25 protein-coding genes and 6 pseudogenes are annotated in these 25,281 nt (G+C 63.5%); 16 read left to right on the top strand and 15 right to left on the bottom strand.

What is annotated here, in order from left to right; genetic code table 11:
* Positions 1 to 2 precede the first annotated feature (2 nt).
* The 5 genes from JTE92_RS20290 to kdpF form a co-directional block, all read right to left on the bottom strand.
* Positions 3 to 2,684, bottom strand: coding sequence for a DUF4118 domain-containing protein (locus JTE92_RS20290; RefSeq protein ID WP_063238923.1), 2,682 nt, complete (start codon positions 2,682 to 2,684; stop codon positions 3 to 5).
* An 80-nt stretch (positions 2,685 to 2,764) separates the two neighbouring features.
* Complete coding sequence (kdpC, locus tag JTE92_RS20285; protein ID WP_063238924.1) at positions 2,765 to 3,334, bottom strand: potassium-transporting ATPase subunit KdpC; 570 nt, start codon at positions 3,332 to 3,334, stop codon at positions 2,765 to 2,767.
* A gap of 55 nt (positions 3,335 to 3,389) precedes the next feature.
* Positions 3,390 to 5,507, bottom strand: a complete 2,118-nt coding sequence (gene kdpB, locus JTE92_RS20280) for a potassium-transporting ATPase subunit KdpB (RefSeq protein WP_371136930.1) — start codon at positions 5,505 to 5,507, stop codon at positions 3,390 to 3,392.
* Positions 5,508 to 5,517: 10 nt separating this feature from the next.
* Positions 5,518 to 7,305 (bottom strand): potassium-transporting ATPase subunit KdpA, encoded by a 1,788-nt coding sequence (gene kdpA, locus JTE92_RS20275; RefSeq protein WP_063238925.1) that lies wholly within the window; start codon positions 7,303 to 7,305, stop codon positions 5,518 to 5,520.
* Complete coding sequence (kdpF, locus tag JTE92_RS20270; protein ID WP_084254566.1) at positions 7,302 to 7,400, bottom strand: K(+)-transporting ATPase subunit F; 99 nt, start codon at positions 7,398 to 7,400, stop codon at positions 7,302 to 7,304. The genes kdpA and kdpF overlap by 4 nt, the downstream gene beginning before the upstream one ends.
* A gap of 464 nt (positions 7,401 to 7,864) precedes the next feature.
* Here kdpF and JTE92_RS20265 point away from each other — a divergent pair, with 464 nt between their 5' ends.
* Positions 7,865 to 8,290: a universal stress protein gene (locus JTE92_RS20265; protein ID WP_063238926.1), complete on the top strand. Its 426-nt coding sequence runs from the start codon at positions 7,865 to 7,867 to the stop codon at positions 8,288 to 8,290.
* 77 nt (positions 8,291 to 8,367) lie between these two features.
* On the opposite strand, the gene tnpC is transcribed toward JTE92_RS20265, so the two are convergent.
* From tnpC to JTE92_RS30495, 3 genes are all read right to left on the bottom strand, one after another.
* Positions 8,368 to 8,712: a Tn3 family transposase post-transcriptional regulator TnpC gene (gene tnpC, locus JTE92_RS20260; RefSeq protein WP_063238927.1), complete on the bottom strand. Its 345-nt coding sequence runs from the start codon at positions 8,710 to 8,712 to the stop codon at positions 8,368 to 8,370.
* The gene (locus tag JTE92_RS20255; RefSeq protein ID WP_063238928.1) at positions 8,705 to 11,704 is read right to left on the bottom strand and encodes a Tn3 family transposase; all 3,000 of its coding nucleotides are present in this window, start codon (positions 11,702 to 11,704) and stop codon (positions 8,705 to 8,707) included. Before JTE92_RS20255 ends, tnpC begins: the two co-directional genes overlap by 8 nt.
* A gap of 215 nt (positions 11,705 to 11,919) precedes the next feature.
* Positions 11,920 to 12,084: a hypothetical protein gene (locus tag JTE92_RS30495; RefSeq protein ID WP_232353380.1), complete on the bottom strand. Its 165-nt coding sequence runs from the start codon at positions 12,082 to 12,084 to the stop codon at positions 11,920 to 11,922.
* Between JTE92_RS30495 and JTE92_RS30490 the strand changes: the two genes are divergently transcribed.
* Positions 12,019 to 12,189, top strand: coding sequence for a transposase (locus tag JTE92_RS30490; RefSeq protein WP_232353354.1), 171 nt, complete (start codon positions 12,019 to 12,021; stop codon positions 12,187 to 12,189). The genes JTE92_RS30495 and JTE92_RS30490 overlap by 66 nt on opposite strands.
* On the opposite strand, the pseudogene JTE92_RS30485 reads toward JTE92_RS30490, so the two are convergent.
* From JTE92_RS30485 to chrA, 3 genes and pseudogenes are all read right to left on the bottom strand, one after another.
* Positions 12,176 to 12,710: pseudogene (locus JTE92_RS30485) on the bottom strand (ISKra4-like element ISBte1 family transposase); the annotation flags it as partial. The gene JTE92_RS30490 and the pseudogene JTE92_RS30485 overlap by 14 nt on opposite strands.
* Before the next feature lie 194 nt (positions 12,711 to 12,904).
* Positions 12,905 to 13,210, bottom strand: coding sequence for a PadR family transcriptional regulator (locus JTE92_RS20240; RefSeq protein ID WP_063238931.1), 306 nt, complete (start codon positions 13,208 to 13,210; stop codon positions 12,905 to 12,907).
* 9 nt (positions 13,211 to 13,219) lie between these two features.
* Positions 13,220 to 14,425, bottom strand: coding sequence for a chromate efflux transporter (chrA, locus tag JTE92_RS20235; RefSeq protein WP_063238932.1), 1,206 nt, complete (start codon positions 14,423 to 14,425; stop codon positions 13,220 to 13,222).
* Between the two features lie 81 nt (positions 14,426 to 14,506).
* Between chrA and JTE92_RS20230 the strand changes: the two genes are divergently transcribed.
* Positions 14,507 to 15,289 (top strand): TSUP family transporter, encoded by a 783-nt coding sequence (locus JTE92_RS20230; RefSeq protein WP_063238933.1) that lies wholly within the window; start codon positions 14,507 to 14,509, stop codon positions 15,287 to 15,289.
* A 285-nt stretch (positions 15,290 to 15,574) separates the two neighbouring features.
* Here JTE92_RS20230 and JTE92_RS20225 read toward each other — a convergent pair.
* Positions 15,575 to 15,694 (bottom strand): annotated as a pseudogene (locus JTE92_RS20225) (IS5/IS1182 family transposase); the annotation flags it as partial.
* Here JTE92_RS20225 and JTE92_RS30665 point away from each other — a divergent pair.
* The 11 genes and pseudogenes from JTE92_RS30665 to JTE92_RS30480 all read left to right on the top strand — a co-directional run.
* Positions 15,683 to 15,991, top strand: a pseudogene (locus JTE92_RS30665) (ArsA-related P-loop ATPase); the annotation flags it as partial. The pseudogenes JTE92_RS20225 and JTE92_RS30665 overlap by 12 nt on opposite strands.
* Positions 15,939 to 16,046, top strand: a pseudogene (locus JTE92_RS30660) (hypothetical protein); the annotation flags it as partial. The pseudogenes JTE92_RS30665 and JTE92_RS30660, both read left to right, overlap by 53 nt.
* Positions 16,047 to 16,123: 77 nt before the next feature.
* Positions 16,124 to 16,495 (top strand): ArsA-related P-loop ATPase, encoded by a 372-nt coding sequence (locus JTE92_RS30655; RefSeq protein WP_253072981.1) that lies wholly within the window; start codon positions 16,124 to 16,126, stop codon positions 16,493 to 16,495.
* A 4-nt stretch (positions 16,496 to 16,499) separates the two neighbouring features.
* The gene (locus tag JTE92_RS20215) at positions 16,500 to 16,892 is read left to right on the top strand and encodes a DUF2703 domain-containing protein (protein WP_063238934.1); all 393 of its coding nucleotides are present in this window, start codon (positions 16,500 to 16,502) and stop codon (positions 16,890 to 16,892) included.
* Positions 16,893 to 17,037: 145 nt separating this feature from the next.
* Positions 17,038 to 17,265, top strand: coding sequence for a hypothetical protein (locus tag JTE92_RS20210; RefSeq protein ID WP_063238935.1), 228 nt, complete (start codon positions 17,038 to 17,040; stop codon positions 17,263 to 17,265).
* A 170-nt stretch (positions 17,266 to 17,435) separates the two neighbouring features.
* Positions 17,436 to 17,771: an ArsR/SmtB family transcription factor gene (locus JTE92_RS20205; protein WP_063238936.1), complete on the top strand. Its 336-nt coding sequence runs from the start codon at positions 17,436 to 17,438 to the stop codon at positions 17,769 to 17,771.
* A pseudogene (locus JTE92_RS20200) lies at positions 17,768 to 18,249 on the top strand (ArsI/CadI family heavy metal resistance metalloenzyme). Before JTE92_RS20205 ends, JTE92_RS20200 begins: the two are co-directional and overlap by 4 nt.
* A 9-nt stretch (positions 18,250 to 18,258) precedes the next feature.
* Positions 18,259 to 18,753: an arsenate reductase ArsC gene (locus JTE92_RS20195; protein ID WP_063238937.1), complete on the top strand. Its 495-nt coding sequence runs from the start codon at positions 18,259 to 18,261 to the stop codon at positions 18,751 to 18,753.
* A 41-nt stretch (positions 18,754 to 18,794) separates the two neighbouring features.
* The gene (locus tag JTE92_RS20190; protein WP_063238938.1) at positions 18,795 to 19,289 is read left to right on the top strand and encodes an arsenate reductase ArsC; all 495 of its coding nucleotides are present in this window, start codon (positions 18,795 to 18,797) and stop codon (positions 19,287 to 19,289) included.
* A 3-nt stretch (positions 19,290 to 19,292) separates the two neighbouring features.
* Complete coding sequence (locus JTE92_RS20185) at positions 19,293 to 20,009, top strand: aquaporin (RefSeq protein ID WP_063238939.1); 717 nt, start codon at positions 19,293 to 19,295, stop codon at positions 20,007 to 20,009.
* Between the two features lie 49 nt (positions 20,010 to 20,058).
* A pseudogene (locus JTE92_RS30480) lies at positions 20,059 to 20,231 on the top strand (thioredoxin domain-containing protein); the annotation flags it as partial.
* Positions 20,232 to 20,312: 81 nt separating this feature from the next.
* Here JTE92_RS30480 and JTE92_RS20180 read toward each other — a convergent pair.
* A complete protein-coding gene (locus JTE92_RS20180; protein ID WP_084254569.1) occupies positions 20,313 to 20,582 on the bottom strand; it encodes an H-NS histone family protein in 270 nt (89 codons plus the stop codon).
* Positions 20,566 to 21,744, bottom strand: a complete 1,179-nt coding sequence (locus JTE92_RS20175) for a DNA-binding protein (protein WP_063238940.1) — start codon at positions 21,742 to 21,744, stop codon at positions 20,566 to 20,568. Before JTE92_RS20175 ends, JTE92_RS20180 begins: the two co-directional genes overlap by 17 nt.
* Before the next feature lie 149 nt (positions 21,745 to 21,893).
* On the opposite strand from JTE92_RS20175, the gene JTE92_RS20170 reads away from it, so the two are divergent.
* A complete protein-coding gene (locus JTE92_RS20170) occupies positions 21,894 to 23,114 on the top strand; it encodes a tyrosine-type recombinase/integrase (protein WP_063238941.1) in 1,221 nt (406 codons plus the stop codon).
* Positions 23,115 to 23,227: 113 nt separating this feature from the next.
* On the opposite strand, the gene JTE92_RS20165 is transcribed toward JTE92_RS20170, so the two are convergent.
* Positions 23,228 to 23,968: a FadR/GntR family transcriptional regulator gene (locus tag JTE92_RS20165; RefSeq protein ID WP_063238942.1), complete on the bottom strand. Its 741-nt coding sequence runs from the start codon at positions 23,966 to 23,968 to the stop codon at positions 23,228 to 23,230.
* Positions 23,969 to 24,240: 272 nt separating this feature from the next.
* Here JTE92_RS20165 and uxuA point away from each other — a divergent pair, with 272 nt between their 5' ends.
* Positions 24,241 to 25,281, top strand: coding sequence for a mannonate dehydratase (gene uxuA, locus JTE92_RS20160; RefSeq protein WP_063238943.1), 1,041 nt, complete (start codon positions 24,241 to 24,243; stop codon positions 25,279 to 25,281).

The raw sequence follows: 25,281 nt of genomic DNA, 5'->3' as shown, positions 1-25,281 counted from the left end.
ATTCAAGACTCGACTTCGACGATGGCTGGCGGAGTGCCGAGCGGTAGCGTGAAGACGAAGCGGGCGCCGCCCTCGCTCCGTCGCTCGGCGTGTATGTGGCCACCGTGAGCCTCGACGATGGCGCGGCAAATGGCAAGGCCGAGACCAACGCCGGGCTGGGCCGATTCGCTTTCGCCCCGCTCGAACTTGCCGAACAGCTTTTCCTCGCGTCCGGCCGGCAAGCCGGGGCCGTTGTCATCGACGGCCACGCGAAGGGTGTCATCGCCAGCCGTGGCCGAAACCACCACTTCAGTCCCCGGCGGGGTGTACTTGGCGGCGTTTTCCAACAGATTCACCAGTACCCGTTCAATCAGGACGGGATCGAATTCGCATAGCGGCAGATCAGGCGGGAGCCGGCTACTGACACGGTGAGTAGCCAGCATTGGATCCAGTTGGCGCCGCGCCGAACCGAGCACCTCCTCCAGCGACTGCCAATCGCGCTTGGGCTTGACCGCGCCGGACTGCAGTCGCGCCATATCCAGAAGCTTGCCCACGAGTTCAGCGGTAGCCTTGGCCTTCTCCCGCATATCAACCGTCAGTTCCCGCCTGACTTCGGCGGTCAGCCCGTTCCGTGTCAACGTATCGGCCAGTCCCACCAGCGCCGTCAGCGGGGTGCGCAAGTCGTGCGAGACGGCGGCTAGCAGGCTGTTGCGCAGTCGTTCGTGCTCCATATTGACCAATGCGTCCTGTGCCACCTCGACAAAGTGCACCCGCTCCAGTGCCAGCGCGATCTGCGCGGCGCAGGCGTCGAGCAAACGCATGTCCTCGGGCGTATCAAACAGCGCGACGTCGGCTGGCTGGATGACCAGCACGCCGCGGGTGCGGATCGGCGCCTTCAGCGGCAGGTACTGCGCCGGCGCCGAGGGGAGCGTATTGGTGCCCTGGCCGGCCGCTTGCTGGTGGTCGTAAACCCACTGCGCCACGCTGTTATCGGTGAGCGCCAGCGAGGCCGCCTCGCTCGCCTCATGCGGTTCGCGTACCCGCTCCTGGCTGTCGGGCAGCAGCACGGCCGATTTGGCCCGGAAGATCGCGTCGATCCGGTCGATCGCGATGCCAACGATCTGCTCAGTGGTCAAGGCGGCCGAGAGCTGCTGCGCCAGCGCGGCCAGTTCGCCGGCGCGCCGTTCGCGCAGGCGTGCGATCTTGGCCTCGAATCGTAATTGGGCAGCCAACTGGCCGATCACCAGGGCCACCACCAGCATCAGGGCAAAGGTGAAGAAGTATTGGGTGTCGTTGACCGTGAGGGTCAGCTTAGGCGGGACGAAGAAGAAATCGAAGGCCAGCACCGACAACATGGCAGCGAGCGCACCGGGGCCACGCCCATAGCGGATGGAGATCCCGACCACCGCAAGCAGGAACACCATCACCACATTGGCCAGATCGAACACCGACAGCAGGCCCGCCGTCACCACCGTGGTGGCTGCCACGATAGCAGTGGCAGCACCATAGCTGCGCCAGTCCAGTTGGCCAAGCGGGGCACGCCGCTCCTCGGGCGGCAACGCCCTTTCATCGACGCCGACCAGATAGAGATCCAGCTCGGCCGCCCGTTCCGACAGCCGGTCGGTCAGGCCCGGCACCAGCTTGCGGCGCCAGCCGGGCATGAGCCGATGGCCAATCACCAGCTTGCTGGCATTGCGGCTCTTGGCATACGCTGCCAGCGTGGCGGCGGCATCGCTGCCGGCCAGCGTGGCAGTCTCGGCGCCCATGTCTTCAGCCAGCTTGAGCGCGCTCAGTACGAGCGCACGGCCCGCGGGCGGCAGTCGCTGCAGCGCCGGCGTCTCGACATACGCGGCGATCCAGTCGGCCTGCAGCTTGGTCGCCAGCCGGGCGGCGGCACGCACCAGCCTTTCACCACTCTGGCCGGGGCCGACACAGACCACCAGGCGCTCCTTCGCCTGCCAGACGCTGGAGATGGCCCGGTCAGCGCGGTAGGCCCGCATCTGCGCATCGACCCGATCGGCGGTGCGGCGCAGTGCCAGCTCCCGCAGCGCGATCAGGTTGCCCTTGCGGAAGAAATTCCTGGCCGCTCGGTCGGCCGCATCGGCCAGATAGACCTTGCCCGCAGCAAGCCGGATCAGGAGCTCGTCAGGCGGCAGGTCGACCAGGGTGACTTCGTCGGCCGCGTCGAACACACGGTCGGGTACCGTCTCGCGCACTCGGATTCCGGTGATCGATCCGACCACGTCATTGAGGCTTTCGAGGTGCTGCACATTGAGCGTCGTGTAGACGTCAATGCCGGCCGCCAGCAGCTCTTCCACGTCCTGCCAGCGCTTCTGGTGGCGACTACCCTCGACGTTCGAGTGCGCCAGTTCGTCTACCAGGATCAGGGCGGGCTTCAGCGCCAGCGCGGCGTCGAGATCGAACTCGGGCAGGAGCCGGTCGCGGTAGGTGATCTTGCGCGACGGGAGTACGGTCACGCCGTCGAGCAGCACGGCGGTCTCGGCCCGACCGTGCGTTTCCACCGCGCCGATGACCAGGTCCACGCCCTCGGCCTGCTTCTGCCGGCTGGCCTGCAGCATGGCGTAGGTCTTGCCAACGCCGGCGCAGGCACCGAAGAAGATCTTCAGCTTGCCGCGTGCGGCGGCCTCTTCTTCCTCCTTGATCGCTTCCAGCAGGCGGTCAGGATCGGGGCGTTCGGCGTTCATAGCTAGTCTAGCTGGTCCCGAAACGGCGCGCCCGGCAAGGCTTGAAAGCTCGCATTCCACCGACCTTGGGGGAGAGCGGGTCAGGCCTTGTCGAGCGCCAGATTCAATTTGAGCACGTTCACGGTGCTGTCGCCAAAGATGCCCCAACTCGGGCCCTCGCGATATTGGTCGACCAACTGCCTGACCTTGGCGGGGAGCATGCCGCGAGCCTTGGCGACACGATCCACTTGATAGTAGGCCGCCGCCGGCGAGATGTGTGGGTCAAGACCGGAGGCGGACGCCGTCACCAGGTCGGCCGGCACCGGTCCGGTTTGGTACGGATGGGCGGCACGGGCCGCGTCGACGCGAGCCTTGACCGCGTCGACCAGGGCCGGATTGGTCGGGCCCAGGTTGGAACCGCCGGAAGACGCGGCGTTGTTCGGCATCGGCGCGGTGGCCGACGGGCGGCTCCAGAAGTAGCCCTTGCCGCTGAAGGACTGGCCGATCAGCTCGCTGCCGACCACCTCGTTGCCACGCTGGATCAGGCTGCCCGCCGCCTGACGCGGGAACAGCAGCCTGGCCACGCCCGTGATAGCCACCGGATACGCCAGGCCGGTCAAGATGCTCAGCAGCAGGAACAGCGACACGGCCGGTCGAACTAGATTTTTCATGATCAGAGCCCCTTGCTGAATCCTGTTTCACTTCATCTGGCGAGCTTCCCGCCGGCTAGGCGACGCCGATAAGTCCGAGCACCACGTCGATCAGCTTGATACCGACGAATGGCACAACCAGGCCGCCCAGGCCGTAGATCAGCAGGTTGCGCCGCAACAGCGCGTCGGCGCCCAGCGCGCGATATTTCACCCCCTTCAGCGCCAGCGGAATCAGGGCAATAATGACAACGGCATTGAAGATTACCGCCGACAGGATGGCCGAGGCCGGGCTATACAGGTGCATGACGTCCAGCACCTTCAGTTGCGGGTACGTGACCGCGAACGCGGCCGGGATGATGGCGAAATACTTGGCCACGTCATTGGCCACCGAGAAGGTGGTCAGCGCGCCGCGCGTCATCAGCATCTGCTTGCCGGTTTCGACGATCTCGATCAGCTTGGTGGGGTTACTGTCGAGGTCGACCATATTGCCGGCCTCCTTGGCAGCCTGCGTCCCGCTGTTCATGGCCACCGCCACGTCTGCCTGCGCCAGCGCCGGAGCGTCGTTCGTGCCGTCGCCGGTCATTGCCACCAGTCTGCCCTCGGTCTGGTGGCTGCGAATCAGCTTGAGCTTGTCTTCCGGCCTGGCCTCGGCGAGGAAGTCGTCGACACCGGCCTCGGCGGCGATGGCGGCCGCGGTCAGGCGGTTATCGCCGGTGATCATCACCGTCTTGATGCCCATCACGCGCAGCTCGGCAAAGCGCTCCTTGATGCCGCCCTTGACGATGTCCTTCAATTCGACCACGCCCATCACGCGCTGGCCATCGGCCACCACCAGGGGCGTGCCGCCGCGGCGGCCAATCTGGTCGACCAGGTCGGCCACACCTTGCTGGTATTGGCCCCCCATGGCTTCCACGTGGCTCCTCACGGCGTCGGCTGAACCCTTGCGGATCTGCCGTTCGCCGATGTTGACGCCCGACATCCGGGCCTGCGCGGTGAAGTGGATGAAGTGGGCGTCGTGCAACTCACGCCCGCGCAGAGCGAACTTCTCCTTGGCCAGCACCACGATGGAGCGACCTTCCGGCGTTTCGTCGGCAAGCGAAGCCATCTGGGCGACATCGGCGAGCTCGCTTTCGGTCACGCCCGGTGCCGGCAGAAACGCGCTGGCCTGGCGGTTGCCAAGGGTAATGGTGCCGGTTTTGTCCAACAACAGTACGTCAACGTCGCCAGCAGCCTCCACCGCGCGGCCAGAGGTCGCAATCACGTTGGCCTGCATCATGCGGCTCATTCCCGCCACGCCGATGGCGGAGAGCAGGCCGCCGATAGTGGTCGGGATCAGGCAGACCAGTAGCGCGACCAACACGGTGATGCTGACTGGGCTACCGCTTTGCGCCGCGTTCACGCCATACATCGAATACGGCAGCAGCGTAACGGTGGCCATCAGGAACACCAGTGTCAGCGCGACCAGCAGGATGGTCAGGGCAATCTCGTTGGGCGTCTTCTTGCGCTTGGCGCCTTCCACCATAGCGATCATGCGGTCAAGGAAAGCCTCGCCCGGGTTGGCAGTAACGCGTGCGATCAGCCAGTCGCTCAACACGCGGGTCCCGCCAGTGATGGCAGAGAAGTCGCCACCGGATTCGCGGATGACCGGTGCCGATTCACCAGTGATGGCCGATTCGTCCACCGAGGCAACACCTTCCAACACCTCGGCGTCGGCCGGCACGATTTCACCCGCCTCGATCAATACAAGATCACCCCGGCGCAGGCTGGCGGAGTCGATCACCGTGATCTCGGCTTCGCGCCGGGGATGGTCGAGCTTCTTTGCCATGACGTTCCTGCGGCTGTGGCGCAGCGTGGCGGCCTGCGCCTTGCCACGGCCTTCGGCCAGCGCTTCGGCGAAATTGGCGAACAGGACCGTGAACCACAGCCAGGCCGAGATGGCAAAGATAAAGCCGGCCGGCGCTTCCCCCTGGCCATAGACGGCCTGGATGCCCAGCAGCGTGGTCAGCACGCTACCGACCCAGACCACGAACATCACTGGGTTACGAAGCTGGGCGCGGGGCGAAAGCTTGCGAAAGGATTCCGCAATGGCCGGCTTGACCAGTGCCGGGTCGAACAACGGCAGCGTCAGCGTGGTGTGGGCGCCAGCTTTGTGGACCGCCTGCGGGTGCAGTTCGGATTTTGTCGTATCGTTCATGTCCGGTGTCCTAATGCGCGAACAGTTGCAGCTGTTCGACCATGGGACCCAACGCCAGGGCTGGAATATAGGTGAGCGCCCCGACCATCATCACCGTGCCGACCAGCAACAGCACAAAAAGCGCGCCATGGGTCGGCATGGTGCCGCTCGATACCGCCAGCCGCGGCTTCCTGGCCAGGCTGCCGGCGATGGCAAGCACGGCCACGATGGGAACGAAACGGCCGAACCACATTGCCAGCGCCAGCAGGAGGTTGTAGTAAGGCGTGTTTGCGCTCAGCCCGGCAAAGGCCGATCCATTGTTATTGGCCGCGGAGGAAAAGGCGTACAGCACTTCGGAGAAGCCGTGCGCGCCCGGGTTCAGGATGCCCGCGAGGCCATCCTTGGCTAGCACCGAGACCGCGGTGCCGCCCAGCACCAGGAGCGGGGTGATCAGGATCGCAGCCGACACCATCTTCATTTCATAGGATTCGATCTTTTTGCCAAGGTATTCCGGCGTGCGGCCGATCATCAGGCCGGCCAGGAACACCGCCAGGATGGCGAATACCAGCATGCCGTACAGGCCCGAGCCGACGCCGCCGAATACGACTTCGCCAAGCTGCATTTGCAGCATCGGCGCAAGGCCGCCCAGTGGCATCAGGCTGTCATGCATCGAATTCACCGCGCCGCAGCTCGCCGCCGTCGTGATGGTGGCGAACAGGCTGGACGCGGTGATGCCGAAACGCGTCTCCTTGCCTTCGAGGTTGCCGGCCATGCCATCGACGCCGAGACGGGGCAGCAGCGGGTTGGCCTGCATCTCGGACCACTGCACCATGGCAAACATGGCGACGAAGATCACCGTCATCGCGGCGACCACCGCCACGCCCTGGCGCATATCGCCGACCATGGCGCCGAACATGAAACACAGTGCGGCCGGAATCAGCAAAATCGCCAGCATCTCGACGAAATTGGTGGCGCCGTTCGGATTCTCATAGGGGTGAGCCGAGTTGGCGTTGAAGAAGCCACCACCGTTGGTTCCCACCATCTTGATCGCTTCCTGCGAGGCCACTGGACCCATGGCGATGGTCTGCTTGCCGGCCCTCAGGGTCTCCATCACCGGCTTGCCGGCGGCGTCGGCCATGGGCTTGCCGTTGGCGTCGTGCTTTTGCTGCTGGTAGGCGACCGGCTCGATCAGCTTCACATCCTGGTAGGCGTCAAAGTTCTGGATCACCCCCTGGCCGGCCAGGAACACGGCAAGCAAAAAGGACAGCGGCAACAACACGTAGCCAGTGGCGCGGCCGAGATCGAGCCAGGCATTGCCGATGCCGTCGGCGGAGCGGCGCACGAAGCCACGAACCATGGCCACCACCACCGCAATCGCCGTGGCAGCCGAAACGAAGTTTTGCACCGTCAGCGCCAGCATCTGAGTCAGGTAACTCATGGTGCTTTCGCCGCTATAGCCTTGCCAGTTGGTGTTGGTGGTGAAGGAGACAGCGGTATTGAAGGCCGAGCCTGGTTCTACAGCGGCCACGCCGGCCGGATTGAGTGGCAGCCCGCCTTGCAACCGTTGCAACGCATAGACGGCGATCACGCCGAGCAGATTGAACAACACGATGGCCGTGGCGTAGCGCCACCACGGCATGTCTTCATCGGCGCTGGTGCCGATCGACCTGCAGATGCCGCGCTCAAAGGCGCCGAGCCAGCGGTAACGGACGCTCAGGCGGCCGTCCATGACGGCGGTCAGGTAGCGGCCTAGCGGCCAGGCCAGCGCGAACAGCGCGACCAGGTAGAGGCCGAGTTGGATGAAGGGGGAAGTGTTCATGCCACGTGCTCCGCGTTAAACAGCGCGTAAAGCAGGTAGAGGAACAGGCCGATGGTGACGCCGCCCGCCAGCCAGTAAATTAGCTCAGCGCTCATGGGATCGACGCTCCAGCCGGCGGCAGCCGGCAATCAGCGCCCATAGCGCTGCGCCAAAGACGGCGATCGATAGCCCGACCAGCGTGTCCACGAGATGGCTCCGTCGCTAGGAGATAAACGGAATGTAGAAAAACAGGTGTAAAGACCGTATCAAAAACATGACCTACGACATAAAGATTGTGTAAAGACGCGACGCCGCTCCCGGGAGCCGTCTCGCTAGCTGGGATCCGGCCGGGCAAGTCCTTGATGTAGCCTATCCTGCACGTCAGCAGGATTTACGCGGCGCTGCCACAGGCTGCTTTTGACAAGCCGGCCTTTTCTTTATGCAATCTTTGCGCACCGATTCCTATAAATGATGCCAGCGAAGGCAAAAGTACCCTCTGCGATGAAGGTGCAGGCTCAACTGGCGGATCGCCGAGACCGCGCGTCAAATGCGCCGATCTGCAATCTAGGAATGGCGAAGTATGTTAAGGCTACTGGTTCCCGTTAACGGCTCCGAACATGCGCTAGATGCTGTGCGATATGCGGCACACCTGTTTCTCGATCGCTGCGTATCCGACATTGTGTTGCTTAATGTCCAGGGGCCAATTGAGCATGGCCGTGCAATTGCCTTTCACTCCGTGTCCGCACTCCGCGAGATCGGAAGAAAGCAAGCCGAGGCTGCCTTGCGGAAGGCGCGAGGCATCCTGGATGACGCCGGCGCGCATTATGTGACCCAGATCGAAGTTGGGCCGGTGGCCAGGACGATTGCGCAATGCGCGGCGGCAAATCAGTGCGACGCCATCGTGATGGGAACGGCCGGACGCTCGCTGATTGGTACGCTCGTGGCTGGGAGACTCTCGAACAGGCTGATTCGGATGTCAGCCGTGCCGGTCACATTGGTCAAGTAAGAAGCCAGCACAGTGTCAGTGCTCCGATTCCTACTCGAACGCGCTCGCCATCTCGACCGATGCGCGACCAGACTGGATCAACCATCGTCGCCGGGGCGAAGCGACTCCAGGGGGCGCAGCGCTTGAACGGCGCGCTTGAGCAGCAAGACCCAGTCATCCAGTTCCTCAATGATGTCTTCGGCCTGGTCCACGAGGTTGGGGGCGGTGGTCGAATATGCCAACGCGGCGCCATTGATCACGGTATGCGCCATGCCGTGCAAGCGCAGCAGATCGTCGCGCAGTCCGGCTGGCTCACAGCAACGCGCGCGGATCGCATCGAGTTGGTCCACCACGCGCAGGATGGTGGTTGTGTCGAACGTGTCCCGAAGCGCTTGCAGCGCCTCGGCGTCGACCTTGCCGTAAGGTGTATCGATGTCAGGCATGGCGAGGCTTGCGGACGGAATGGGCGGGACTCGCGAAGAGGCTGTCGCGAATCCAGGCTTCCGGCACCCGCTCCAGGTTGAGTTTATAGTCGCCGAAGCGCTTGATATTGCTGGTGAGGTAGGGACTCAGGAAGCCGATGTCGGCCACGTCGACCTGGATCCCTTCCTTCACCATCGCGCGCAGGGCCTGCATCATGTCCGCCGTGTTCTGCAGGATCACGGCCGAGGCGATCAGGTCGTTGTAGCGCAGGCGCTTCTGCTGCTCGTCTGGGTCGTTCTCGGCCAGCACATCGCCACCAAATGAGAACCATTTGGCAAAGCCATTGTAGGACTCGATCTTGTTGGTGCTGGCGGTGATCTCCTGCCGTAGCTCGCGGCTCCCGATCCATTCGAGCAGGAACGCCGTGCGCACGACCTTGCCGAGTTCTTGCGCGGCCAGAAACAGGCGATTGCGGCGGCTTTCCGAGCCGAACCGGCGCAGCAGCAGCGGCGACGAGATCGTCCCGGCCTGGATCGACAGCGCGACCTGCATCAGGTCCTGCCAGTGGAACGCGATCAGGTCCCAGTCGACCGTGTCCGAGAACAACCGGTCGATGTGCTTGTATTTGGTGTTGGCATCGGCACGGTAAAGCTTCAGATCCTGCCAGTTGCGAATGCGCGGCATCAGCTTGATGCCCAGCAGATGAGTGAAGGCGAACACCGCGGCCGACTGGCCCTGGGTGTCGGCGTGCACGGTATCGGCCTCGACGCTCAAGCCAGCCTTGAGCAGACCCTCGATCACGTAGATGGCTTCCCACACGCCGGGCGGAATGAAATGCCGGAATACCGCGATGTAGTTGTCGGCCACGTGCCGGTAGGCCACCGCGCCCATCTTCCGGTAGCGGAAGTGGTAGCCGGCCAGCAGATTATTGTCGTAGAAGTCGTACTGGGTGCCGTCAGCAGCGACGGTCTTGCCATCCCCCCAGTGCTTGGGCAGGTCGAGCCGCAGATACAGCTCGATCAATTCCCGCTGCGCGGTTTCGAGACGCTCCAGGCTCAGATGCCGGCGGTTGACGAACGACATCATGTGCGGCGTGACCCGATCCCCCATGTGGCGGGCGGCCTGCGTGGGCCCCAGGTTGCAGCCCATCGCGAAAATCGTCAGGAGGTAGCGCTCGGCTGCATTGCGAATTTTCGGGTCGCTACCTGATAGCGGGCCGAAGTGCCGCGTGAAGTGGGTCCAGTGCTCGATGTTGGCCAGCACGTCCAGCAGATTGCGCGTCGGCATGCGCCGGAGCAGCGCCTGTTGCAGGGCGATCGCGCTGGCCGGGATCTCCCTGGCAATGGTCCGCTTGAGCACGGGTTCGCCGTCCTGGCCGATGGTGACGTGCTGGCGCTTGTCGGGAAAACTGGCATCCAGCGTACGCGCCGTGTCGGTCAGCCACTGGCGTAGATGCGACACGAAGTCCTGCGCGTTGGCCGGCATGTCCAGCTTGGCGCAGTATTCGGGCAGGCGCCGTTCGCATTCGCGCCAGGGCAGCAGGTGCACCCGGTAGTCAGCGAAGGCGTCGGAACCCACCACGCACAGGTCGCCCGAACGCAGCTCGTTGACCATATGCGAGAGCACGCACAGTTCCAGGTAGCGCCGGTTGGTGGGGGCGCCCTGGTCGTGGGAGCGGCGCACCAGCTTGCGCCAGCGTTCCGAGGCGAAGCTCACATCGACGTCGGCGGCAATCCATTCGCGATGCAGGGATTCATTGTCCAACACCACCGCAAGTGCCGCCAGCAGCGTGCGCGACTGGCTGGTCGACTCCCATTCCAGCACCTGCGCCAGGCGCAGCATCACGGAGCGGTGCGCGCGGAAATGCCGCCATAGCAGCGGTAGGTAATTGTTGCCGCTGAAGGCCCGCACCTCGGCGCAGCTCTCGCGCAGCGGCTCCAGATCGCCGGACGGCGCGAGGAAGCGGCGCACCTGCCGGCCGATCAGCGCGTCGTCCTGGCCATCGGCGACGATATCGACCACGCCGTCGAGCAAGGTGACCAGCTTCTCCATCTGCGCGCGCTGACGGGACTGGATGCGCTCCATCTCGTCGCGCGCCCGCTTGTGGATGGCGCCCATGCGACGGATGAACATCTCGGCGAGATCGTCGCGGGTGCGCACGCGCATATGGTTGAGCAAGGCGACGATCAGCGTGTAGCGCTTCTCCGGCAGGATCTCCCGTAGATTGGCCGCGTCCAGGCTCATGGCCTGGCTGGCCAGCGAGCGCAGCTTCGAGGCTGGCACGCCGGCGATGGCGCGTGAGAAATCGCCAAGACCGTCCAGTAAGGTCAGGTGTTCTATGAGTAGGTTGAGATGCTTGCGTGATGGACGGCGCGCGTGGCGCTTGATGTTGTTGTAGGCGGTCAGGCGGTTGGTCAATTCCCGGGTGAGAAGCCGGTCCAGCCGCTGCCGTTCCTCATCCGACAAGCGCCTTGCGACGCGTCGAAACAGGGCGGTCTGCGTGCGGGCGTGAATCTGCTCGGCAATGTTGTCCAGGGTGGAGAACGCTGGCAGTTCGATCTGGTGCAGGATCAGCGCATCGATGGTGGCGTTGATGATGTCCACCTGTTGGTCCATCGTTTCCGCGGCTTCGCGCGCGGCGCGGATCGTTACCTCGTTGGCATCGGTGCCAATATAGGGCTGGACGCCGAGAAGTTCGCGCACTGCCGTGTAATGCCGGTACAGCGTGGGGGACAGCTTGCGGTCATAGCCAAACGCGGCATCTGGCGCCAGACCAGCGCTGGCGCGCACCTGGTCGATCACGACGACGGGAATGCTGTCCAGGTTGGGGAAGTAATGCAGCTGCTGGAAGACCTTCAGCAGCACTAGCAAGCCAAGTCGCGGACCTTGTCCGCGGGTTGAGCGGGTGGCCCACTCCAGTTCCTCGGCATCCGGCGTGTAGCACGCCTGTAGCTCCTTGGTGGAGAAAACCTTCGGGAAACGCGGGTAAGCGGTACGCTCGACGGTGGCCATACAGGATCTCGGCAATCGCTGAAGGGCCAGCCAGTCTAGCCGAGGACGGTGGCAAAATTCTAGACCGGCGTTATAACCAACCGGAAGGTTTTTGCTTGTCTATATAACCCCATGACTTAAGATAGCCGATTGCCCGCATCTTGGCATGACCCCGATTTCTGGCCCTGCGCGGACGCATTACCGAACACGCACGATGGTCAAGTTGCATCTGGATATCATTGACGCTCGCCGAGCTCGATGCCGTCGCGGGAAAAGCGCCGGCGCCGATCCGACAGCGCGCCCGCGTGCTGACCACGATCCCCGGGGTTAGCGACTTGACCGCTCAAGTCCTGTTGGCGGAGATCGGCGGCGACATGACGCGCTTTTCCGATGCCGGCCATCTGGTGTCTTGGGCAGGCCTATGCCCGCGTAATCGGGATAGGGGCGGGCCTCGCGGCCCGGCCCCTCCCACACCACCGTGCGTACGGGTGCCGGCCGACCCTTGATCATCTGTTCGAGGTTCTGTACCCGCATGGAGATGTGGAACCAATCGAGAACGTACTCACAGCGGTCACCAAAGCCAAGTTGGGCAAACCGGACGGTGTCCCCGCCGTCCGACAGGAAGGTGACCGGCTGACTGGATTGCACACCTTCTCGTAGCAGGAAGTTCCACATGCGATCGGCCGGTCGGCGCTCCAGCTTGTGCCCGTAGGCAAAACTATGCCCGCCATCCTGATCCCGCAGGGACTTCCCGACGATCACTTCAAACCAGCCATCCTGGCGGCGCTGGTGGCCGGCCCGCCGAAGGTAGCCGCCGTCAATGCCGACCGCGCGACCGGACTGGGCTCTGGGATCTCGGGCGAGCGGACGCTCGCCTCCACCTCCGCCTGCTGCCGCGCGTCGGTGGCCTGCTCCGCTTCCAGCCGGCCACCGAGCTTGGCGACCTGGCGCGGGATCGAACTGGCTGCCGGTACATGATCGAGCGGCAATCCTTCCTGCAGGACGTTGACGTCAGACCATACGACAAACCGCCGATTCGGTTCCAGTCGCAGGTCGCCACAGTCGGGGCGACGAACGATGAGCACGACCACGGGGGCTGGTACTCACAGCGGAAACGGTAGTGCATCATGCCGTCGGTCGCTCCCAGTTCCACGTCAACAATGCGGCCAAGATGAAAGACCAATGAGGCCGTGAGTCACCGACCGTACCAACCTTATTCCGTCATGTTCCTTCAATTAGTTCTCCAAAAAGCTCCCTGACCTTGGACTTGGCATCCTTCAGCGCGATAAGGCCCTGCTCGGTGATTTCGTAAACCCGCCGATCACGTCGGCCGGTACGCTCATGACGTGAAGTGAGATAGCCCTTTTTTTCCAAGCCATGCAGCATTGGATACAAAGTTCCTGCGCTGATCTCGTAACCGTGGTGTCGCAACTCCTCGATGATGCCGAGGCCGAAGATGGGTTCCTCGGCTGCGTGGTGGAGGATGTGCAAACGGATCAGGCCACCATAAAGGTCTTTGTCTGTCATTCCCGAAGCTCACAGAACCGTGCTCAACAACCAGCCCGCAACACCACTGCCGACCACAACCAGCCACGGCGGCAGCTTCCAGAACATCAGGGCAACGAGCGCCACAAGGGCCAAACCAAAATCGTTTGGCGCGTGAATCGCGCTCGTCCATACCGGTTGATAGAGGGCAGCCAGCAGCAGGCCAACCACGGCCGCATTAATGCCAGACAGCGCCGCTTGCGTGCGGGGGTTGCGACGCAAGCGCTCCCAGAACGGCAATGCTCCCACGACCAGCAGGAAGGATGGCGCGAAGATTGCCAGCAGGCAGATAAGGCCGCCGAGCCAGCCAGTGGGTGCCTGGTTCATAGAAGCGCCGAGAAAAGCCGCGAAGGTGAACAGAGGGCCAGGGACGGCCTGCGCAGCACCGTAACCCGCCAGAAATGCGTCATTGCTGACCCAGCCAGTCGGCACGACCTCGGCTTGCAGCAAGGGCAGCACGACATGCCCGCCACCAAAGACCAGTGACCCGGCACGGTAGAAGGCATCCACCATCGACAGCGCCTGATTCGGGAACAAGGTTGTCAACAAGGGCAACCCCATCAGGAGGGCAAAGAATAGCGTCAGCCAGAACAAGCCAACGCGACGAGTGATGGCAATCGGCAACGGGTCATGCGCTGGCCCCTGCTGAGGCTTGAACAGCAACAGGCCAATGACCGCTGCAATGGCGATGACCCCCACCTGCCCCCAAGCGGACGGCACCAGAAGCACAAGGCATGTCGCCGCTGCCATGATGGTGATGCGCGGTGCGTCTGGACAAAGATTGCGAGCCATCCCCCATACAGCTTGCGCAACTACTGCAACGGCCACCACCTTCAAGCCATGCAGCACGCCAGCCGGGATCGCATCCCCGTAACTAGCCATGCCCAGTGCAAACAGGATCAGGGCAATCGCTGATGGGAGCGTGAACCCCGCCCAGGCGGCCAACGCCCCGGCATAGCCGGATCGGGACAGCCCGAGCGCGATCCCGACCTGACTGCTGGCAGGGCCCGGAAGGAACTGACAGAGGGCGACCAAATCCGCATAGCTTCGTTCGGTGAGCCACTGCCGCCGCGTCACGAACTCATCGCGAAAGTAGCCTAGGTGGGCAATTGGGCCGCCGAAAGAGGTCAGGCCCAGTCGGAGAAAAATCAGAAAAACAGTCCAAGGGCTGCGGTCAGTCATGGTGATGTCGGTCATGGTCACATCTTGCTATGTGGCAGAGTTGAGCCATAATAATCGAAATTCGATAACGAAATACGATAACGAAACAATCCCATCATGGAACTCGTTCTGATCGGAGTTGTGGCCCTATTAACATCCGGGCTGACGTTGTTCTCTGGCTTCGGCTTGGGAACGATCCTGATGCCGGTGTTCGCCCTGTTTTTCCCGTTGTCGCTTGCCATCGCTGCAACAGCCGTGGTGCATTTCGCCAGCAACCTCTTTAAGTTGGGGCTGATGGCCCGGCAGGCAGATTGGCCAGTCGTGGTGAAATTCAGCGTGCCCGCCGCCATGACGGCAATCCTTGGCGCACGCTCCCTCGCGTTCTTCGATCAGTTGCCGCCCCTCTGGCACTACACCATCGCAGGCTCAGGTTTTGAAATCACCGCCGTAAAAGCGGTCATCGGCAGCTTGATCGTGCTGTTTGCACTGCTTGAACTATCCCCTCGCTTTCAAGCGCTCGCTCTTCCAGCGCGCTGGCTTCCTGTTGGCGGGGCGCTCTCGGGCTTCTTCGGGGGGTTATCGGGCAACCAAGGTGCGTTGCGTTCGGCGTTCCTGTTGAAGGCGGGCCTGTCCAAAGATGCGTTCGTGGCGACAGGTGTTGTTTCGGCGGTGATCGTCGACGCTGTGCGCCTCGGGGTGTACGGCACCTTCATGCTTGCAGGCCAATTTTCACAGGCTCAGACACTCGCATTACCCGTTGTCGTGGGAACAATCTGCGCGTTCATCGGTGCTCTTGTAGGCAAGCGCATCTTGCAGAAGGTCACGCTGCGCACGGTACAACTCATTGTTGCAATAGCTATGTTAAGCATAGGTACTGGCTTGGCTCTTGGCTTGCTCTAGGGTCTTGCAGACTTCGGCTGGAAGTCTATGAGCATCCAGCAAGATCCCAAATAGCCATGGCGCCAATGCCTCGGCAACACGCGCCGGAACCTGCTTTCGGCGCAAAGGCACTTTGGCTGTCATCGGCCCTTGGCGTTGGGGGCCATCGTCATGCTGATGGCTATTCGGCAAGTGGAGCAACCCTTGGCCAAAGCGGCCTGAGCGGTCGGTAGCTGTGCGAGGTCTCTCCACGGCATTGTTGCATAAATCGAATTTGAAGGCGGAGCTACCCCTTTGAGTTGGAAATCAGGCAATGCGGACGGACTGCGGGCGAGAGAGCTCAGCCATGCGGTTGAGCACGCCCACACGGATTGCTACCTCGGTCGCCTGGGAACTGACCTCGCGCGCCCACGCATGGCTTCCGCTGGCCAAGGCGTCATCATGACGATGGGCAAAGGCGGCGTGGGCAAAACCACTGTCGCGGCCGCGGTTGCCGTGGCGCTTGCGAAGAAGGGCCATCGAGTCGTGCTGTCGACCACCGACCCGGCCGCGCATATCGCTGCCACCATTGACGGTGCACTTCCTGGTCTGACTGTGACCCGAATCGACCCCTCCGCGGAAGTGCGTCAGTACACGGAGGAGGTCCTCACCAAGGCTGGCCAGCAACTCGATGCCGCTGGGCGCGCGATGCTGGAGGAACACCTGGGTGCCGTGCACCGAGGAGATTGCCGTATTCCGAGCGTTTGCCCGCACCGTCGACGACGGCAAGGACGGATTTGTGGTGCTAGACACGGCCCCCACGGGCCACACTATCCTGTTGCTCGACGCGGCCGAGGCCTATCACCGCAAGGGGATATGCCCGAGGCAGTGCGGCAGTTGCTACCCCGACTGCGCGACCCCAGCTACACACGGGTGCTCATTGTCACCCTGCCGGAAGCCACGCCCGCTCATGAGGCGGAGCGTCTTGGCAAGGACCTGGCCCGCGCTGGTATCAAGCCCTACGCGTGGGTCATCAACCAGTCGCTCTTGGCGAGCGGGACAACTCACCCCGTGCTCTGCCAGCGCGGTGCCTACGAGGTGCCATTCATCCGTCGTGTCGTAGATGACCTGGCACAAGACTGCGCGCTGATACCGTGGCTCGCTGAGCCTCCTGTCGGCGTCACGGGCCTGGAGCATTTGGTCGCTCGGGAGCCTGGCCGCGCGTCTGATTCAGCCTCCGTGAGCTAACACCATGAAGACACTTCCTATCATTTGGCAGCGCCTCGTTTCTGGCGGGGAGACTTGCCCGCGATGCGCTGGTACCGGAGATGAAGTTGAGAGGGCCTACCAAAAACTTCGCGAGCAGTTGATGCCGTTGGGCATCGAGCTGGTATTGGAGACCCGGGAGATTGATGACGCCACCTTCAAAGCCAATCCTTCCGAATCCAATCGCATCCGGATCGCGGGAAAGCCGGTGGAGGAATGGGTAAATGCCTCAGTGGGCAGCAGCCTTTGTTGTTCGGTCTGCGGAGACTCGGAGTGCAGAACTGTCGACGTAGGTGGCGACACCTGCGAGGTTGTGCCCGAAGAATTGCTGGTTAAGGCCGGGCTCATTGCTGCACAGACGATCAATGCGACGAAGTAGGAACTGATGTGCCATCTGCTAGCTAGACGGCACCTTGGCGATCCGGCCAATGTCAGACTCTTGACCTTCCCCCTGTAGCAAGGTCGACAGTCTGTTCTTAATCCTCGGACGCGAATGCACTAACGTCCGGGATCAGGAGTGCGCTATGACTAAGTTGACCGCCCCTCCATTGGCGGAGGCCATCTATGCGACGTACGTACTGGCGTTGCGGCACGAGAATGACGGCGTCGCTGATCATCTGCTTTGTGCGCTCGAGTTATTGGCCTTGCAGTCGGGGGACAACACGCATCTGGACTCCGCCTACGCGTTAATTGAACGCTCCGCGAACACAAAACACAGCTTGCGACTTCGCGAGCGTACCAGCATTAGGTAGTAGCCGACGTCGGCAGGCCTTCCAGCATATAGGTCACCCGAAACTCTAGGGCCCTGAATAGCCGGCTCGCTTGTGCACAACTCGCATCCTCCTGCGACGTGCAGGCTTAGCCTCCCCTTGTCACGCAAAATTCATTTTGAAATGTTTCATGATTCGAATATAGTCGAATCATGAAAACAGATCACGCCCTCGAAGCGCTCGCCGCGCTCGCGCATTCGATACGTCTGTCCGTCTTTCGGCTGCTGGTAGAGGCCGGGCCCGAAGGGCTTCCCGCCGGTCGAATCGCCGAATTGATGGAAATGCCGGCGTCATCGCTATCGTTCCACCTGAAGGAACTGCATCGCGCCGGCTTGCTTTCCAGCCGCCAGGACGGTCGCTCGATCATTTACATGGCTCGCTTCGAGACCATGAACGCATTGCTGGGTTACCTCACGGAGAACTGCTGTGGCGGCAATCCGTGCTCTCCTGTGTCCAACTGCTCCGTTGCCTCCGAGACCCAATCATGAAACGCTTCCATGTTCACGTCAGCTCGCGGATCTGTCTGCGAGCATTCGTTTCTACTCAACACTCTTCGCAGCCGAACCGACCGTGGTGAAAGAAGACTACGCAAAGTGGATGCTGGAGGATCCTCGCGTGAACTTCGCCATTTCGGCGCGCGGAGCCGACGTCGGCGTGGACCACCTCGGGTTCCAGACAGATGAAGCGGGCGAACTGACAGAGTTGAAGCAGCGAGCCGAAGCGGCCGACATGGCGCTGCTCGACGAAGGCGAGACCACCTGCTGCGATGCACGCAGCGACAAGTACTGGCTGACGGACCCGCAGGGCATTGCCTGGGAGCACTTCCACACCCTTGGCAGGGTGCCGGTGTATGGCGAGTCGCGAAAGATCGATGACGCGAAGCCGGACTCCGCGTGCTGCGCCCGTCGCGCTCCGAAGGGCAAGCCGGTCGGCATTGCGGTCAACTCGACGTCGTCCTGCTGCTAAGGGTGCCCCATGAGCGAAAAGATCTACAACGTGCTGTTCATCTGCACCGGCAATTCGGCCCGTTCGATTTTGGCGGAAGGGCTGATGAACCATCTGGGCGAAGGACGCTTCCGTGCGTATTCGGCGGGCAGTCATCCAACGGGTGTGGTGAATACGCTGGCCTTGGCGGCGCTCGCGCGCCATGGCCTGGAGACCACGGGTTTCCGCAGCAAGAGCTGGGACGAGTTCTCGCAGGACGGTGCGCCTCAACTCGACTTCGTCTTCACGGTATGTGACAAGGCAGCGGGTGAAGTCTGCCCCGTGTGGCCGGGTCAGCCGATGACGGCGCACTGGGGCGTGCCCGATCCGGCAGCTTGCGAAGGTACCGACGCCCAGAAGCAGCAAGCCATCAATGACGTGGCGATTACGCTGAAGCGCCGCATTGAGCTGTTCCTGTCCCTACCTCTTCAGAAGCTGGACGCTGTCGCGCTTAAGAAGGCGGTCCAGGACATCGGAAAGAGCTAAGAAGCTCTTTGCCATACCAAACATTGCTTCGCAGCACCCATATGACTACTAACGTACTGATCCTCTGTACTCACAACTCTGCCCGAAGCGTGCTGAGTGAAGGCATGCTCAATCATCTGGCTAAGCAGTTTGGCCGCGATGTGCGTGCCTATAGCGCCGGAAGCTCGCCCAGCGGTCGTGTCAACCCGTTTGCCATTGAAGCGCTCAGCAATGCCGGCGTCGATGTGAGCGAATTTCGCAGCAAGAGCTGGGATGAGTTTATCGGTGAGAACGCCCCACAAATGCGCGTTGTCATTACCGTTTGCGATAACGCGGCCGATGAGGAATGCCCGTACTGGCCCGGTAGCCCTGTGAAGGTACATTGGGGCTACCCGGATCCATCCAACACGGAAGGCGGCGACGAAAAGAAGCGCCAGGCATTTGAATTGACCCGGCAAGCCATCGCGTACCGGATGCTGCAACTCCTGCTCCTTCCGCTGGACGATATGAGCAATGCTGAGCTTGAAGAGACGCTTCAGCATCTCGCGCGGAGCTAGTTTATGACGAAGATTGATCTGCCACGCCAGATCTCCGGGGAACTCATCGGCACGGCGCTGCTGCTTGCGGTGGTGATTGGCTCAGGCATCATGGCCGAGCGCCTGGCTGGCGGGAATGTTGCCGTTGCGCTGCTGGCCAACACGCTGGCCACGGTAGGTGGCCTTTACGTCCTTATCGAGGTGTTCGGCCCCGTCAGCGGTGCGCACTTCAATCCGGCGGTCAGCATCGTGATGGCGTTCCGGGCTGAGTTGCGGAGATCTGCCTTGGTTCCGTACATCCTCGCCCAGTTGACCGGCGCGGTATTGGGGGCCTGGTTGGCACACGCCATGTTCGACGTCAGCATCCTTCAGTTTTCGTCCAAGCTCCGCAGTGGGCCGGGCCAGTGGATTGCGGAGGCGGTGGCGACGGCCGGGCTGATCCTGGTCATCCTGCGCGCACCGGACGGGCGGGCCCCGGCAATGGTAGCCAGCTACATCGGCGCGGCCTACTGGTTTACTGCCTCCACGTCGTTTGCCAATCCGGCAGCCGCCTTCGGACGGATGTTCAGTGAAAGCTTTGCAGGCATTGCACCGACAAGCGTGCCCGGATTTATGTTCGCGGAACTGATCGGCGCGGGTATCGGGTTGCTGATTCATACCGCCTTGCTGCCACGTCCAGATGCGCCCGGACATCCAAACGTCATCGAGGCGTCTGGCCAGCACGCGACCCACAACGATTAATGCGGCGTCCGAAAAGTAGTGCGAGGCTAAGATTCATTGAGAAAGCACAATGCCTGTCACCATCTATCACAACCCAGAATGCGGGACGTCCCGCACACGCTGGCCATGATTCGCAATGCGGGCATCGAGCCGAATGTCATCGAGTATCTGAACATGCCACCGGATCGGCAAACACTGCAGCCGATGATCCGAGATGCCGGCCTTACGGTTCGACAGGCCATTGGGAGCATGCCAAGATACGGGCAATTCGCTATCACAAGGGCATAGCTCACCGCCGCTGTTGAAGTGGCATAGGCTGCGGCGTTATCCAACCCGGTAAAACTCCACGCTCTGCCCCGCATTGACCGCCCGCCGCAGCCAGTCGGGCATGTCGCCCTGACCGTCCCAACTCTGCCCCGCGGCGTTGCGGTAGCAGACCACTGGCGGTGGCGCGGGTGCGGGTGGCGGCGGGGGCGGAGGAGGCGGCGGATCGAAGCACCCCGCCGCTGCCAGCTCCTCCATGGTCAGCCCGTAGTCGGCCATCTCATTCTGGATCCAGCGGATCGCCGCCGCCCGCTCAGTTTTTGCTGTCATTGCTGTCGTCACTGCTGTCGCTGCCGCCTTCCGGATTCAGGACGCCGGCGTCCTGCTTGTCTTTCTGCTGTTCGTCCCGTTTTTCGCCTGGCGCCGCCTGCTCGGTCGGCGCCGGGCCGCCGGCCTTGCGCCGCCGCCCGCCGCCACCCTCGCTCCGCCCGGGTGGCGCCACCCGCAATTCTGCCAGCAGCTGGCGCGCCAGCGCTGCTTCGGCCTCGGCGCGCTCCGCGCGGCGCTGCGCCGCGCCCAGCTCCGCCTGCACCGCGTCCAGGTCGTGCGCCGCTTTGCGCTGCGCCTGCTCGGCGCTGGCGAGCCGATCGGCGAGCGCCGCGGCCTGGGCTTCGAGCCGGGCGCGGACTTCGGCCTGCGCCACCGCCGCATCGCGCGCCTCGCTGCGCGCCGCCACCAGCTCGCCGCGCAACGCTTCAGCCGTGCGCTCGCTCTGCTGGCGCGCGGTGCGCTCCGCGTCCAGTTCGCGCAAGGCGCGGCGCTCGCTGGCTTCGGCCCGTTCCTGCGCGAGGGTCACCGCCTCGCGGGCGCGTTCCAGCTCGGTCGAGAATTGGGTGCGCAGTTCCGCCAGCTGCCGGCCAGCGGCGTCCAGCTCCGCCCGCCCCGCCTCCAGCCGGGCCTGGGTCGCCGCGTGCGCCTGCCGCTCCGCCACCAGCGCCGCCTGCACGGCGTCGTGCGCGTCGCGCGCCTCGGCCAGCTGCGCAGAGACCGCCACCACCTCTTCCCTCGCGGCGGTGGTTTCGGCCCGGGCCGCGTCGCGCTCGGCCTCGGCGACGCTGGCCGCATGGCGGGCCTCGGCGCGCAGCGTGGCCAGCTCGCCGGTGGCGGCCTCGTTGGCCGCCTGCCAGATGGTCTGGACCGCCCCGGCCGCAATCTCCTTCAACGCATCCGGCAAGTCGGGATGGTCGATGGTCACGCGCGTGCGCCCGCGCAGTTCCTGCCAGAACGCCTGCAACACGTCGGCGGGCGTGCCCATGCTGCCCTTGCGCACCAGGCTGTAGAGCTTGTTGGCGGTGGGCGTGACGCCGTAGCGGAAGAACAGCAGGCCGCAGACCTCGCGGTACAGCGCGCGGGTTTCGGGAAAGCGGCCGCGCAACTCGGCCAGGTCGGCCTGTAGCGCGGCGTCGGTCAAATCCAGGTCGGCAGCGGGCATCGGGAGAAAAAACGGAAAAGGTGATGATAAATATTACACCGTAATACGTAACGAAGCTAATTCGACGAGCGATACTTTAGACATAACTGCGCTTATGTCTAGCCAAATGCTATAATGACGCAAATAGCATGTGATTCAATCGATACACCATGGAACTGCGCCCGATTAAACCTTTAGATAGTCTGGCCACGCCGCTTCCCTCCCCGCTCGAGCGCCTGCGCCTGGCCCCGGCGCTGTCTGGCGCGGCCGGCAGCAACCGCGCCCCGGCCAGTGCCACCCGCATCGCCGCGGCCGACGACCTTGCCGCCGTCGCCGCTTGGCTCGCGCGCTATGCCGACAGCGCGGCGACGCTGGCCACCTACCGGCGGGAAGCCGAGCGGCTGCTGCTGTGGGCCGTGCTGCAGCTGGGCAAGCCACTGTCGTCGCTCACGCACGAGGATCTGCTCACGTACGAGCGCTTCCTCGCCGACCCGCAACCGGCCGCACGCTGGGTGCTGGCGGGCAGCAGGAAGAAGCTCGCGCGCGGCCATCCGGACTGGCGCCCGTTTGCCGGAGCGCTGGCGCCTCGCAGCGTGCGCCAGGCACTGGTGATCCTGAACGCGCTGTTCGCCTGGCTGACCGAAGCGGGCTACCTCGCCGGCAACCCGCTCGCGCTGGCGCGCCGCCGCCGCGCGCCAGCGAAGGCACGCATCACGCGCTACCTGAGCCACGCGCTGTGGGAGACGGTGAAGGACACGGTGGCGGCCATGCCGACCGACACCGCACGCGAGCGCCTGCATGCGGCGCGCTGCCGGTGGGTGCTGACCGTGCTCTATCTGGGCGGGTTGCGCGCGGCGGAAGTCACCGGCACGGCCATGGGGGCGTTTTTCTGCCGGCGCGATGCGCAGGGCGCCGAGCGCTGGTGGCTGGAGGTCACCGGCAAGGGCAACAAGACCCGGCTGGTGCCGGCCACCGACGAGCTGATTGCCGAACTGGCGCGCTACCGGCGCGCCCATGGGCTCGCGCCGACGCCGCAGCACGGTGAGACGCGCCCGCTAGTGCTGCCCCTCATCGGCCGCGAAAAGCCGCTGTCACGCGGCGCGCTGCACCTGATCATGAAGGAAGTGTTCGGCATGGCAGCCGAGCGCCTGCGGGCGCGCGGGCCCGAGTGGGAGGCGCAGGCCGGCGTGCTGGCCAGCGCCTCGGCGCACTGGCTGCGCCACACCGCCGGCTCGCACATGAGCGACCAGCAGCTCGACCTGCGGTACGTCAGGGACAATTTTGGGCACGCGTCGATCTCGACGACGAGCGGCTACCTGCACAGCGAAGAGGATGCGCGGCACGAGGCGACGCAGGAGCGGCACCGGATCGGGTGGACCAGCGAGAGCTAGCCTTTTCCCTCGGCGGATAACAATGGCCCGCTTAATCCAAACTCAAGCAGGCGTCCCGGCCCATCCAGGTTCGGTCAGGCGGAATACATGGACCAGGCGAGGACTTCCAGCCTTCAACGCCACGCCTGCGTGAACTCGCTGATGACCCTCTCCAGATGGTTGCGCATTGCCGTCCGCGCCGCCGTTGCGTCGCGGGCCATTACAGCCGCGAAGATCCGTTGATGGTCTTGCTGCGAGGCCTCCCGCAGTCCGGTGGTATGGAAGTGTTCCTCGATCTTGCCCCACAGGGGATCGCTGCGCCCGCTGTCCCACAGTGCGGTGACCATATGCAGCAGGACCCTGTTGCCGGTCGATTCGGCAAGGCACAGGTGGAACTGGCGGTCCGCCGCCTCGTTGGCTTGCTTGTCGTCCATGTGCTCGCGCATCAGGCTCAGGGCCGAGAACATGCGGTCAAGGTCGCTGTCCTTGCGCTCACTGGCCGCCAGGCCGGCGACTTCCGATTCGATCAACGCCCTGGCGCGCAGCGATTCGATCGGCCCCGGCCGCCAGGGCAGTTCGAACGGCTCGGGACCGGGCGCGGGCGCCGCCGCACAGACGTAGATCCCCGAGCCGCCGCGCACTTCGACCAGCCCCTGGACCTCCAGCGCGATGATCGCTTCGCGCACCAGGGTACGGCTGACGCTGAACCGCTCTGCCAGGGTGCGCTCGGACGGCAGCCGCATACCGGCGGAGAACTCTCCGGAGGCGATCAGTGCATGCACCTGGCTGGCCAGGCTCAGATAAGACCTGTCTGTGGCAGCAGGCGGGTTCTCAACTATCGGACGGGTTGCAGGATCGCTTGTGGAATTTCGCATCGTAGGAAAGGCGGCGGCTGCCCAAGTCATCACCGATTAGACCACCTGCCACAAATACGCCGCATGGCAAGGCAGCGCCTGATACACCCCATGGTAAACCATGACGGCAAAATTGGGCAACCGGTTCATAATTGGTGAACCACGTTAGCCAATTTGGTTCACCAATGCTGCGAGGCGTCCGGTCCATGCCAGGCGCCGCATCCGATGGCAGGACCGAACGCCGCTGCCGCCGCGTGCTGCCTCAACAGAGTTGCCCCAAGGAAGCCCCACCCATGAAGATGTCGTTTCGCTGGTTTGGCACGTCCGACCCGATTCCTCTCGAATACATCCGGCAGATTCCGGGCATGACCCATATCGTCTCGGCCATCTACGACGAACCCGTTGGCGAGGTATGGCCGCTGGACAAGATCCTGGCACTCAAGTCCGCCATCGAGGCGGCGGGCTTGCAATTCAAGGTGGTCGAGTCGGTCCCGGTCCACGAGGACATCAAGCTTGGAAAGCCGGCGCGCGACCAGCTGATCGCCAATTACCAGCAGAACATCAGGAACCTGGCCGCCGCGGGCATCGAAGTCATCTGCTACAACTTCATGCCGGTGTTCGACTGGACGCGTACAGAACTGGCGAAAAAACTCGATGACGGCTCGACCTGCCTTGCCTTCAGCACCCGGGAGGCCGAACAGATCGACGTCAGCCAGGGCATCGCCCTGCCCGGCTGGGATTCCAGCTATCAGCCAGGCGAGCTGCAGGCGCTGCTGGCCGAATACCGCGGCATCGACGAAGCCAGGCTCTGGGAGCATCTGGAGCATTTCCTGCACGCGATCATTCCCGTGGCACAGGAGTGCGGCATCAAGATGGCCATTCATCCGGACGATCCGCCGCGCCCCATCTTCGGACTGCCGCGCATCGTCAAGGACCGCGACGACCTCGCGCGCATCCTCGGGATCGTCGACACCCCGGCAAATGGCCTGACGCTGTGCTCGGGCTCGCTTGGCGCCGGCCCGCAGAACAACGTCGAGGCGCTGGTGCGCGAGTTCGGCGGCATGGGCCGCATCCACTTCGCCCATATCCGCAACGTCAAGATCACGCAGCAAGGCGACTTCGAGGAAACCGCTCACCTGTCGAGCTGCGGATCGCTGGATATCGCCGCGATCGTCAAGGCGTACCACGACGTCGGCTTCCAGGGCTATTTCCGCCCCGACCATGGCCGCATGATCTGGGGCGAGACGGGCAAGCCGGGATACGGCCTCTACGACCGGGCACTTGGCGCGGTCTATATCAACGGGATGTGGGAAGCGATGGAAAAGACGGCCTGA

Source organism: Cupriavidus oxalaticus (genome assembly GCF_016894385.1).
Classification (GTDB): Bacteria; Pseudomonadota; Gammaproteobacteria; order Burkholderiales; family Burkholderiaceae; genus Cupriavidus; species Cupriavidus oxalaticus.
Note: the sequence above shows the minus strand (reverse complement) of the source record. Positions and strands in the feature narration are given on the sequence as shown.